This is a genomic window from Peptostreptococcus sp. (genome assembly GCF_977045075.1).
In genome coordinates this window covers 1-12,660 of sequence record NZ_CDRRTB010000046.1, presented here as the reverse complement: position 1 = coordinate 12,660, position 12,660 = coordinate 1, and the positions used below count along the sequence as shown (strand labels likewise).

Here is a 12,660-nt window from a genome sequence, read left to right as displayed (position 1 = left end):
ATGAAACTTCAGTAGCTATTGCCAAATCAAAGTTTAAGGATAGTAGGGATGCCTTTATAGCTTCTGGTGAAGAGTTTGCCGATGCCCTTGTTATATCACCAGTATCTGGTAAATACAATAGGCCAACTCTATTGGCGTCAAGAAATAAGACAAGTAATGCCCTAGTTAAGAAGTATATAAGTGATACAAGAATTCGTGGAATCACTGCTATAGGCGGAGAAAGATACCTGCCATATAGCATATTACTTGACCTAGTTGGCAAATAAAATAATATGTAGTGTAAGTTAATAGTGTATTATATTTAGCGTTGGGATAGACCTATGAATTTTTCCCAACGCTATTTTTCGCCTCAAAATAGGGAAAAGAACACATAAAAAAGTTGAAAAAGTTTTCCTTATAGTATTGCATTATTAGAATAAATAGTATACAATATTTGTAGAAAAAGGATATACTAATATCTAATAACTACAAAAATATATTATATACTATACTAAATGGAGGATTATGATGAAAATTAGAGTTGGATTAAACGGATTTGGTAGGATTGGTAGATCGGTATTAAGAATTACAGAGGCATCTGATAATTATGAATACGAAGTAGTAGCTATAAACGCTAGGGCAAATGCAGAAACATTAGCCCACCTATTCGAGTACGATTCAAGCTATGGTATATTTGATGGCCAGGTTGAAGTAAAGAACAACGACTGTATAAGTGTGAACGGAAGAGATATAGTAATAACTAGGGCAGCTAAGCCAAGTGAAATTCCTTGGAAGGACCTAGGTGTTGATATAGTGATAGACAATACAGGTAAGTTTAAAAATAGAGAAGATGCCCAGGGTCATATTGATGCAGGCGCAAAGAAGGTAGTAATTACTTGTCCTGCTAAAAATGAAGATATTACAATAGTATTGGGTGTTAATGATGATAAGTATGACAATGAGCTTCATAATATAATTTCAAATGCATCTTGTACTACTAACTGTTTGGCTCCAGTTGCCAAGGTTATTGATGCAAAGTTTGGTATTGAAAATGGTATGATGACAACAGTCCATGCCTATACTAATGACCAACAGGTACTAGACAAGACTCATAAGGACCTAAGAAGAGCTAGAGCTTGTGCAGGTTCAATAATACCAACAACAACTGGTGCAGCAAAGGCTGTTTCACTTGTATTACCAGAATTAGAAGGTAAGTTAAATGGATTCTCTTTAAGAGTACCAACTCAGACTGTATCGGTTGTAGACCTAGTAGTAAACCTTAAAAAGAAGGATGTTACTGTTGAAGAAATAAATGCAGCCCTTAAGGAAGCCGCTGAAAACGAACTTAATGGGATATTAGGCTACTGTGACAAGCCTCTAGTATCTGTAGACTTCAAGGGAGACAAGAGATCTTCAATAGTTGATGCCCTTTCTACTATGGTAATGAGCGATGGACTTGTAAAGGTTATTTCTTGGTATGACAATGAATGGGGTTATGCTGAAAGAACTGCCGATCTAGTAAATATGATATCAAAGAAGCTAAAGTAATAATCCGAACAATTTAAAAAGTAGTGTATATATAAAGTATATAAAATTCTTTATCCTCCTGTGATAAACAAATATCATGGGAGGATAATTTTTATGCCTAAAATGAAGATAAATTCATTTTACAAAAATCCAAATTTGGTATAAGATATATAAAAATGGGTATAAAAAGTAGATAATCTTAAAAAGATTATTCTATATATACATATCACCTATCTTAATTGGGTGAGAGGTAGTATATATATAGTATATTACCGTTAAGGAGGGATAAGATGGAAAAGGTCTATAATTTAGGCATAGATGTTGGATCCACAACCGTTAAAGCAGTTATCTTATCAGAAGATAAATCAATAGAATACAAGGAATATAGGAGGCACTTTTCTGATGTCAAAAAGGCAGTAAGTGACCAGTTAAAGGATATTTTTAGTAAATTAGGAAATATTAAGGTAAAATCTGTAATAACAGGTTCAGGTGGTATTGGTCTATCTAAAAAGATAGGTATTAAGTTTGAACAGGAGGTTATATCTAGTACAAGGTCTATAGAGGAGTACAATCCAGATACAGATGTTGTAATAGAGCTAGGCGGAGAGGATGCCAAGGTTACCTTCTTGTCAGGTGGAATTGACCAGAGGATGAATGGTATTTGCGCTGGTGGTACAGGTGCCTTTATTGACCAGATGGCATCTCTTTTAAAGACAGATGCGAGTGGTCTTAATGAAATGGCTAAGGATTTCAAGGTAGTATATCCTATTGCATCAAGGTGTGGTGTGTTTGCGAAGACAGACATACAGCCCCTTATAAATGATGGTGCAAGCAAGGCAGATATAGCTATGAGTATCTTTAATGCAGTTGTGGTCCAAACTGTAAGTGTATTATCCTGTGGTAGGAAGATAGAGGGAAATGTTGCATTTCTTGGTGGTCCCTTATACTTCTTGTCTGAATTAAGGAAGCAGTTTGCAAGTGTGTTAAAGCTTAATGAGGATAATATTATTTTCCCAGAAAATGCCCAGCTATACGTGGCTATGGGGGCAGCACTCTTAGCATCAAAGGAAGAAGTACATTCAATCAAGGACCTAATCGACTTGGTTGATGGGGTAGACAGCCTTGAGGATGGAAATAGTGATGAAATAGTGGCCCTATTTAAGGATGATAAGACCTATGATGAATTTAAGGAAAGACATGCAAAGGCCTGTGTAAAGAGAGCTGATATAGAAAACTATCAAGGTCATTGTTTCTTTGGTATAGATGCGGGTTCAACTACAACTAAGGCAGTCTTAATTGGGGATGAGGGGCAAATCCTTTATTCCCATTATGGCAGTAATGAAGGCAGTCCTTTAGATATGAGCATCAAGATATTAAAGGATATATACTCCAAGATGCCTGAAGGTTGCTCTATATCTAGGGCAACAGTTACTGGCTATGGTGAGGAACTTATTAAAAAGGCCCTTAGGATAGATGAGGGAGAAATAGAGACTATTGCCCACTATAAGGCAGCAAAGTTCTTTGATCCTGAGGTTGACTTTATCCTAGATATAGGTGGTCAGGATATGAAGTGTCTAAAGATAAAGGATGGGGTAATTGACCAGATAATCCTAAATGAGGCATGTTCATCTGGCTGTGGTTCCTTCTTAGAGTCCTTCTCTAAGTCTTTACACATGGACATAGTCGACTTTTCAAAGGTTGGTATTGGAGCAACAAATCCTGTTGACCTTGGTTCAAGATGTACAGTTTTTATGAATTCCAGGGTAAAACAGGCTCAAAAGGAAGGGTCTACCGTAGCTGACATATCAGCAGGCTTGGCTTACTCAGTAGTAAAGAATGCCCTATTTAAGGTTATAAAACTAAGGGATGTAGAAGAGCTTGGAGAAAATGTAGTAGTCCAGGGCGGTACCTTCTACAACGATCTAGTATTAAGATCTTTCGAAATTCTTACAGGAAGAGAGGTCACAAGGCCTGATATAGCTGGATTAATGGGAGCTTTTGGATGTGCCTTGATTGCCAAGGAAAAGTACAGGGGTATTAGGTCTAATATACTTAGCCTAGACCAGTTAAATGATATTACTGTAGAATCAAGTGTGACAAGGTGTAAGGGCTGTTCTAACAAGTGCCTATTAACTATAAATAAGTTCTCTGAATCAGAGATTTTTGTGTCTGGTAATAGGTGTGAGATCGGTGAGGCTATTTACACTCATAAGAAGATAGAAAAAGATAAAAAGTCTATTAATATATATAAGTACAAGTACGATAGGGTATTTGATTACAAGCCTCTTAAGGCTGATAAGGCTAAAAGGGGACTTATAGGTATACCTAGAGTACTTAATATGTACGAAAATTATCCCTTCTGGCATACTTTTTTGACTGAGCTAGGATTTTCTGTAGTTCTATCTGCTAAGTCAACTAAGGATATATTCGAAAAGGGGATTAGCTCTATTGCTTCAGATACCGTATGTTATCCAGCAAAGTTGGTACATGGACACATAGAGGACTTGATAGAGAAGGGGATTAAGACTATTTTCTATCCATCGGTTACACATGAGTTTAGAGAAGATCCAGACTCCGACAACCACTTTAACTGTCCGGTTGTCACTTCCTATCCAGAGGTAATCAAGAGTAATATGGATTCACTTGAAGAAAATGATATTAGGTTTATAAACTTCTTTATAACACTAAATGACAAAAACAAGTTAAAGAAGAGAATCTACTCTGCATTGAAGTACCATTATCCAGACCTAAGGCAGGATGAAATAAATAAAGCAATAGATATGGCTACAAAGGAATATGACCTATTCAAGGCCCAGGTTAGGCAGAAGGGTGAAGAAGCCTTAGCCTACCTAGAAGAAAACAACCTAAAGGGTATTGTTTTGGCAGGTAGACCATACCACTTAGACCCAGAAATAAACCATGGTATACCTGAATTGATAAACTCATTGGGTATGGCAGTCCTATCTGAGGACTCAATTTGCCACTTGGCTAAGATGGATAGGCCACTAAGGGTAGTTGACCAGTGGGTTTACCACTCAAGACTATATAAGGCGGCACAGTTCTGTAAGGAACATGACAACTTAGATATGGTTCAGTTAAATTCATTTGGCTGTGGACTAGATGCGGTAACTACAGAGCAGGTAGAGGATATCCTTAGTGAAAAGTCCAAGATACATACGGTAATCAAGATAGATGAAGGTAACAACCTAGGTGCAGCTAAGATAAGATTGAGGTCTTTGAAGGCAGCAATAAGTGAAAGAGAACAAAGTGGAGTAAAGCCATCACAGTTAGATGAAAAAAAGGTAGAATACCAGAAAAATACAAGGTTAAATACCCAGCATACACTGCTAGCACCACAGATGGCCCCAGTTCAATTCCAGTTTATTGAAAGAGCTATGCAGGATTCAGGTCTAAATATAGTTATACTAAATAATAACTCATCTGAAATAATTGATGAAGGCTTGAGGTATGTAAACAATGATGCCTGCTATCCGGCTATTATAGTAATTGGTCAGATTATACACGCCCTGAAATCTGGTGAATATGATATTGACAACACAACAGTACTAATGAGTCAGACTGGCGGTGGATGTAGGGCAACTAACTATATTGCATTCCTTAGAAAGGCCCTAAAGTCCGCAGGCTTCCCTAATGTACCCGTAGTGTCTGTTAGTGCCCAGGGTATAGAAGACAATGGATTCAGGGACCAGATAAATATGAAGGTCCTACATAAGCTAGTTATGGGTGCAGTCTATGGTGACCTTTTAATGAAGGTCCTACTAAGAGTTAGACCTTATGAGAGTATACCGGGTAGTGCAAATCTATTATATGAAAAATGGTGTGATAAATGTAAGGACTCACTTAAGGATGCCAATATCAGGCAGTTCAAGAAGAATATAAAAGATATTGTTTCAGACTTTGATAATCTTGAGATAACTGATGAGGTTAAACCAAGGGTTGGACTAGTTGGCGAAATACTAGTAAAGTTTAGCCCTATTGCCAACAATGACCTTATAGGTATATTAGAAAGAGAAGGGGCAGAAGCAGTTGTTCCTGAATTGATTAACTTCTTTATGGCCTGTGCTTACAATAACATATATAAGCACAAGAACCTAGAAGGATCTTGGAGGAGTATGGTTGCTAGTAAGGCAGTAGTAAAGATACTAGAAACTTACATGGCTACCTATACGTCTGCCCTCAAGGCAAGTAAGAGGTTTGATCCTCCTAAAAAGATTGATAATCTGGCAGAATTAACTAAGTCTTATGTATCCCTAGGTAACCAAACCGGAGAGGGCTGGTTATTACCTGGAGAAATGCTAGAACTTTTAGAGGCTGGATGTAACAATATTGTATGTATGCAGCCATTTGGATGTCTACCTAACCATATTATAGGTAAGGGGGTAATCAAGGGTATTAAGAAGGACTTCCCTAAGGCCAATATAATTCCTATAGATTATGATGCATCGGCTACGTCAGTGAACCAGTTAAATAGAATCAAATTAATGCTATCGACTGCTTTCAGAGAAACCGAGGGAAGGGAAGACTCCCTATATGGTTCATCTTTCAAACCAATTGATTTAAATGCACAAAGATAGTATAATATAAGTACTCTACAAATAAGTAGGGTACTTATTTTTTGGAAGGAGAGATAATATTGGATATAAGTAATGAATCATTTATCTCTATCTATGATGATAATGACATCAATGAAGACCTGATAATATACCAGGGTAGATTTTATATATATGGGACATATGATATTAAGTGTCAAGGAACTATCTACTATAAGATAAGTGATCCCGTTTCCATAAACTTCAGGGCTAGCGTTTATAAATATGAAACTATATCAGACTATATTGATGACCTTTCTATGGAGGAAATATCTATTGAAATACCAGGCTATAAGGTCATAAACGCTGAAATAACTCAAACTGTAAATGGAGACCTATATGGCTATATAAATGATATATTGATCAAGTCAAAGGATACAGATGTAGACTACCTACAGTTTGATATTCTAAATATGGACAAGCTGCCAGGCAAGCTAGTTAGACATGGTGACCTAGTCTATGCAGCAAGACTTGAGTTTGATGTCAATGAGTATACTATAGTAATTGACAAGAGCTATAAGTATAATAAGGAAATGCATAATAACTTAGTGTCAAAAACGGGGAATATAATCACCCATACAGGTAGGATATATAAAAAAGATGCTAGTAAGGTCAAAACCAAGAGGGTAAGGTATATTTTAAATAACCTATCAACAGCTTTATCCTTCCTCTGTGGCAGGTATATTAATATCCTAAATGCCTTTGGTTATAATGGGGACAAGAATGCCTATAGGGAGTGGTGTAGAAATTATTCATCAGACTACCGTTTTGTCTTTAATTGGACATCTACTATTTCAAATTACCATAACATTGAAAAATACCTTTCACTTATGTGCAAAAGACTTGAAGATACATATTATAGTTCTGCCATAGACAACACAGTTGACTGGTACCTTGAAGCCTTAAATGGTAATAATATAGACAATAATATAATATCTATACAGACTGCTCTCGAGATGCTTTCATATGTGGTCTTAGTAGAAATGAAGGAAGTATTCAATACGGTTGAATATGATAGGAATCCTGCCAAGCATAATATCAGGAGGCTTCTTAAGGAATGTAGCCTTGATACAAGCATAGCTAGGATAGACCAGTTCCAACCAGACCTTGTAGACGATTTTAAAGATGGGATAGACCTGATAACCTATTATAGAAATACCGTAGTCCACCCAAGTAAGTCTAAGCAAAATAATAAATTGGAATTTGAAGACATGTGGAATATAACTCTACTAGGTATTAACTACATAGAACTGGTTATACTATATCTAATAAATTATAGGGGCGAGTATACTGATAGATTTAAAGACCTAAGCTTTGGTCAGGTTAACCTAGTACCATGGGCTAGGACATAGAAATAATATATCAGTCTATGAAATTTCTTGAAACAAGAAGTAAATTCAAAAAAATTAAAAAATTGTAATGTGATAAGACATATGTTACAGAAATAAATAAAAAAAGAGAGATACTTTGATATAATAGTTTCTAACAAAAAAAACAATATCAATATCAATATCAAAAAGGAGTATCTCTCATGAAAAGTATAACAGAAGAAATGCGTTTTCGCCAGCGTTTATGTGAATATGCTTTAAAAAATGGTGTAAAACGTGCAGCTAGACGATATCATACCAATAGGCAGTTTGTATATCGCCAATTAAAAAAATATGATGGAGATGTACGAAGTCTTGCCTTAAAATCAAGAAAACCTCACAAGAGCCCAAATGCCCATAATGAGGAAGAACTTGGCTTAATTCGTCGTATGCTCAACGTAATGGTATATATGGTCTTGCAGAAGTATATGTGAGATGCAAGAGAAATGGATACACAAGAAGTTTTGGAAGTATATGCAAACAAATACGAAAGAGGGGCTATATAAAGCCGAAAATACGTCGTAAAAGCTACACAAAGTATGAAGGAATGGATGGTAGATACCCTGGCGATAAAGTACAGGTGGATATCAAATATGTGCCGGAAGAATGTGTAAGATTTCCTAGCTATGGAGATAGATATTATCAAATAACTGCAATAGATGAATATAGCAGAAAAAGGGTTCTTAAAATAGTCAAAGAAAAAAGTACCTATGAAACTAGCAAATATTTGCTTGAATTAGAAAAGAATATGGGATTTAAAATAAATACAATACAAGTAGATAATGGATACGAATTCGTAAATGACGCAGAAAAGACCAATAGAAAAACAAGATTTCAATTAGTTGCTGAGTATTTGGGAATGAAGATAAAAAGGACAAGACCATATTCACCATGGCAAAATGGAAAAGTAGAACGAAGTCATAGAGAAGATGGGAAAATACTCTATGGTAGAAAAAAATTTAGAAGTGAAAAAGAGCTGAAAACGGCTGCAAAAAAGCATATGCAAAGATATAATAGCACAGCTAAGATCAGTCTTAATTTTAAAAGTCCTAATGAAATAGTATCCGAGTATTTCTCAAAGTGTAACATATGTCTTGACAACTAAGAGAAAGTGAAAAAAATTTTTTAATAAATACATTGACTTTTAGAATAAATAATTATATAATAATAGTAATTAATAATAAAATCAGAAAGGTGGTTATTTTATGAAAAAAAAGAAAATTAAGACAATATTGTTAGCTCTAGTTTTATGCTCTGTGGGGACGATTTCCTTTGCAGGTGATAATACTGATACTACATGGGTTGCTAATTGGGGTTCGAGTATGTTTCACTCAAACTGGGTTTTTTCAAGTTCTAGAAAAAAATTGGACAATACACCATCGTATAGTAAGGTTGTGCACACATCAACAAATATAAGAAATAGAAAAATAACATGTAATGTGGCAGAACCTACATCATCAGGTAGGTGGGAGTTTTCATATGGAAGTGGAGGGAGTATAAATCTATTGAAAGGACAGTCTGGTTACATTAGATCCAATGCAAGTAGCTATGACAATGTATCTCATGCTGCTAGATTGACATTTGGTTTTGATTCAAATTCATCCGCAAAGGGATTGTGGTCTCCAGACTCAATATAGTGGAGGTTGAAAATATGATAAGAGGCGTGATTAAGCGAAGCATATATAACAAAAATTTCATTTTGTTGGTCTTATTTAGTATTGTATTGGGAATAGAATTCCTATCTAAGACTGGAAGTTACAAAAATTTTGGAATATGTGCCTTTGTAATTACAGGTCCAGATACCTATAAGTCAGAGATGTCATTCTTATACTATATTTTTAATCCTTTATTTATTTCGATAGTGGCTTCAAAGGCATTTTATGAGGATATGAATAGTGGTCTTTATGAGTGCCTAATAAATAGAAAGGATGGAAGAAAAAAATACTTTCAAAAAATGTATATTTCTTCCTTGATAATGGGAGGTATAGTTTCTATACTTCCTATTTTAATAGTTGCAGTATTTTTGTTGACGAATGTGCCATATATACCAAGTGATTTCTTTGTACTCGTAAAAAAGGCCAATTTATTTACTGCCTTTGTCAATTCTAGTCCTACAATTTATATATTCTTATCAACAATTCCATTTTTTATTTATGGTTGCATGATAAGTGCAATTACAATGGTGTCCAAAGTGTACATAAACAGCAACAAAAATATTGAGTTAATGATACCATTTCTGATAACAGTGTTTATAGAATTTTGTGGTACATTTTTTTATGATATAAAGCTATTTCATATAATGAATTACTTCAACGCAAGTTTGGAGAGTATTCCCGGGATCATAGCTTTTATTTTGTGTCCTTTGCTGGTCTTGACTATTTTGTATAATAGGAGAGTAATAAAAGATGATATATTTTAAGAAAAAGGAACTTCTACTAACAGCATTTATACATGTGATTATAGTGAGTCTCGTACTATGGTACTATTACAAATCAGACTATGCATTTTCACTGCAAGATGCTAATACAAACTTGAAAGATTTACTTGTAAATACGATATATCAAATTAGAGATAAGAGTATAATGTTTTCTCTTATGTTTCTAATATATATGCTCTATACTGGTAAAAGGCTCGGTATTATAAACCCTGAACTGATATCTAGGGTATCGAGAGAAAGCATCTATGAAGATATAATAAAAAAATTAAGATGGTTGACATTGATATTTTTGTCAATCAACGTTGTGGTTATTATATTGTTTGCGAGGTTGGTTTTGATTAATATGACCTTTCTTGATATAGTAGAGCTCATTTTACCTAGTGCATTTACTATTTTCTTTTCATCATATTTGTCTGGTTTAGTATATTTTTGTTTGAACAATATTTTTAAAAATAAAATAATGTCGGCAGGTGGAGTAATAGGAGCTAATTTTTTGTATGTGATTATACGCACAGGGACACTTATAAACAATATCGAGAGCTGGCCTGTTTTTCAAACTATAAATATTAGTATAATAGTGTGTATTTTTTTGATGTTTTTATTGGAAATAGTGCTCAAGAAACTTGTATTTGAAAAGGAGATACTATAGTGGGGGGTAAATTGCGAGTAAAATTTAATTTTTCTATTTTTATAGCCTCCTTACTATTATTGATGATAATCTTATATAGTATGAGTAGCTATAGTTTTAATAGGAGTGTAAATGATGTATATTATTTAGATTATGGCGGGAGTTTTTTCTTAAGAATCAGGGCGAATGTTTTTATAGCCAGTCTGATCTTTTTAAATATACTGATTAGTCATTGCATGCAAAAGAGAACTATTGACTCAGGAAATATATACAAGTATGTTAGAAACAGGAATATAGGAAGATATTATTCTAAACATATTTCATATATTCTTGCATATTCACTTTTGTTTGTAGTAGTAATAAATGGCATATTGTTTTTATGTATAGGAACTATAGATTTGGGGAGAGGCCTCTTATCCATGGTATGTTTATTATTATTCATTTCCATGATAAATATGCTAATCAGCATAATGATAACATGCAGGATTAACGACAATTACTGCATTGGCCTTCCATTTTTTATATCCATGTCCATAAATTCGGAAGTATTTTCTGGAGTATTTTCCCAAGAATTCGTAGAAGTAAAAGTACTCGTATATTGCCTAGCCTGTCTAGTAATGCTTGTAATTTTAGTCTTGATGAATAAGGTGGTTCTTGGCAGAAGGGAGTTTTATTGATGAAGTATATAGAAGTGAATAACTATACCAAAATAATAAAAGGAATGACTGTTTTGGATAATATTAATTTGACACTGGAAAAGGGTAGCCTTTCCCTGATAGTTGGTGGTAATGGTTCTGGAAAAACAATGCTGTTGCGTGCACTTTCCGGATTGATATTCCCGACGAGTGGAGAGATTTTAATAGATGGCAAAAAGCTGATATTTAACGAGAAATTTCCTGTAGATATCGGGGTTTGTATTGAACAAAATGGTATGCAATCGAATATTTCTGGTTTTGAAAACCTTGCTTACTTGGCTAATATAAATAAAAAAATAGGAGAGGAAGAAATATTAAAATACATGAAATTGTTCGATATCTATAGACATAAGGATATGAAGTTCAAAAAATACTCTCTTGGAATGAAGAAAAAATTGGCTCTGATTCAGGCCATGATGGAAAATCAAGATTTGATGATTTTTGATGAACCCCTGAACGGATTGGATAAAAAAAGCATTGATGTGTTTGTCAAACTTTTGGAGGAGGAAAAAGCTAAAGGTAAGACAATAATAATCGCCACTCACAAACAAAATATATTTGAAAATATCCTTGATAGTGTTTTTGAAATGCACAATGGTAGATTAAAAAGGATAGATGGGTAATCGTTATGATAAAGTTAAAAAAATATTTGATAACAATCATGGCTGTGGTGGCTATATTAGTATATGGGTGTAGGGTATACAGTGTCAATAAGGAATACAAGAACAAGTACTTGGTCGAAGATGTATTAGTAAGAAACAATTCAGTTGTACAAATTTCAAAATATAAATGTTTAGTAAGCGAGGCAAATCTCTATGAGGCCAAGGCAATGAAAAAATTTGTTGAAGATAATAAAAATAAGTTTGCACTTTTAAATCCAAGTGAATACGATGAGGGCTTTAATGTAGCCGGAATTTTATATGTCAAAGTAAGAGGGGTAGAGGGTCTAAAGTCCAAATTAGTCTTGAAGGTAGGGCAAATAGCAAAAGAATCCCCAATAAGCAGTTCGGGTGAGTTTTGCTATGAATTGACCGGACAAGAAGTAGCCACTTTAAAGGAGAAAGGCGTAATGCTCGGAGACTATGCTTACTTATTTAGCGCTAGGGATGATTTAGATAAGAAAAATAGTTATTTCGGATTTCATGATGGTAAAAAAAGATTTATTTTTAAATTGGATCCAGACCTCATACGCGAAGTAAGATGAATGTAAATATAGTTTCTATGAATGTACAAACTGCTTCACTTTAATTAGTTTAATTGAATAATAGGTTAAGACTAACATGAAAATAATGTAATGTGCTATAACATATGTTACACAATTGAATAAAAAAAGAGAGGAACTCTGATACAATAGTAATATCGACAAAACCATTAAGTAAAGGAGTCCTCTCATGTCTATTATAACAGAAGAAATGCG

At 34.3% G+C, this 12,660-nt stretch carries 12 protein-coding genes; all 12 read left to right on the top strand.

Annotation, left to right across the window (positions count from 1 at the left end):
* Positions 1-266, top strand: a 266-nt coding sequence (locus ACW6OJ_RS05035) for a cell wall-binding repeat-containing protein (RefSeq protein WP_456095934.1), incomplete at its 5' end; no start/stop codon positions are given.
* A 241-nt stretch (positions 267-507) separates the two neighbouring features.
* Complete coding sequence (gap, locus tag ACW6OJ_RS05030) at positions 508-1,527, top strand: type I glyceraldehyde-3-phosphate dehydrogenase (RefSeq protein WP_304194391.1); 1,020 nt, start codon at positions 508-510, stop codon at positions 1,525-1,527.
* Positions 1,528-1,796: 269 nt separating this feature from the next.
* Positions 1,797-6,101, top strand: coding sequence for an acyl-CoA dehydratase activase-related protein (locus ACW6OJ_RS05025; RefSeq protein WP_456095933.1), 4,305 nt, complete (start codon positions 1,797-1,799; stop codon positions 6,099-6,101).
* A gap of 59 nt (positions 6,102-6,160) precedes the next feature.
* Complete coding sequence (locus ACW6OJ_RS05020) at positions 6,161-7,468, top strand: hypothetical protein (protein ID WP_456095932.1); 1,308 nt, start codon at positions 6,161-6,163, stop codon at positions 7,466-7,468.
* A 179-nt stretch (positions 7,469-7,647) separates the two neighbouring features.
* Positions 7,648-7,917 carry a hypothetical protein gene (locus ACW6OJ_RS05015; RefSeq protein WP_456095931.1) on the top strand — a complete coding sequence of 90 codons (270 nt, stop codon included), beginning with the start codon at positions 7,648-7,650 and terminating at the stop codon, positions 7,915-7,917.
* Positions 7,914-8,588 (top strand): DDE-type integrase/transposase/recombinase, encoded by a 675-nt coding sequence (locus tag ACW6OJ_RS05010; protein WP_456095930.1) that lies wholly within the window; start codon positions 7,914-7,916, stop codon positions 8,586-8,588. Before ACW6OJ_RS05015 ends, ACW6OJ_RS05010 begins: the two co-directional genes overlap by 4 nt.
* A 100-nt stretch (positions 8,589-8,688) precedes the next feature.
* Entirely contained in the window at positions 8,689-9,120 is a 432-nt protein-coding gene (locus tag ACW6OJ_RS05005) for a hypothetical protein (protein WP_456095929.1), read from the top strand.
* Between the two features lie 14 nt (positions 9,121-9,134).
* Positions 9,135-9,902 (top strand): hypothetical protein, encoded by a 768-nt coding sequence (locus tag ACW6OJ_RS05000; RefSeq protein ID WP_456095928.1) that lies wholly within the window; start codon positions 9,135-9,137, stop codon positions 9,900-9,902.
* A complete protein-coding gene (locus ACW6OJ_RS04995) occupies positions 9,889-10,569 on the top strand; it encodes a hypothetical protein (RefSeq protein WP_456095927.1) in 681 nt (226 codons plus the stop codon). Before ACW6OJ_RS05000 ends, ACW6OJ_RS04995 begins: the two co-directional genes overlap by 14 nt.
* Positions 10,569-11,225, top strand: a complete 657-nt coding sequence (locus tag ACW6OJ_RS04990) for a hypothetical protein (protein ID WP_456095926.1) — start codon at positions 10,569-10,571, stop codon at positions 11,223-11,225. The genes ACW6OJ_RS04995 and ACW6OJ_RS04990 overlap by 1 nt, the downstream gene beginning before the upstream one ends.
* Entirely contained in the window at positions 11,225-11,866 is a 642-nt protein-coding gene (locus tag ACW6OJ_RS04985; protein WP_456095925.1) for an ABC transporter ATP-binding protein, read from the top strand. Before ACW6OJ_RS04990 ends, ACW6OJ_RS04985 begins: the two co-directional genes overlap by 1 nt.
* 5 nt (positions 11,867-11,871) lie before the next feature.
* The gene (locus ACW6OJ_RS04980; protein WP_456095924.1) at positions 11,872-12,447 is read left to right on the top strand and encodes a hypothetical protein; all 576 of its coding nucleotides are present in this window, start codon (positions 11,872-11,874) and stop codon (positions 12,445-12,447) included.
* The last annotated feature ends 213 nt before the right edge of the window (positions 12,448-12,660 follow it).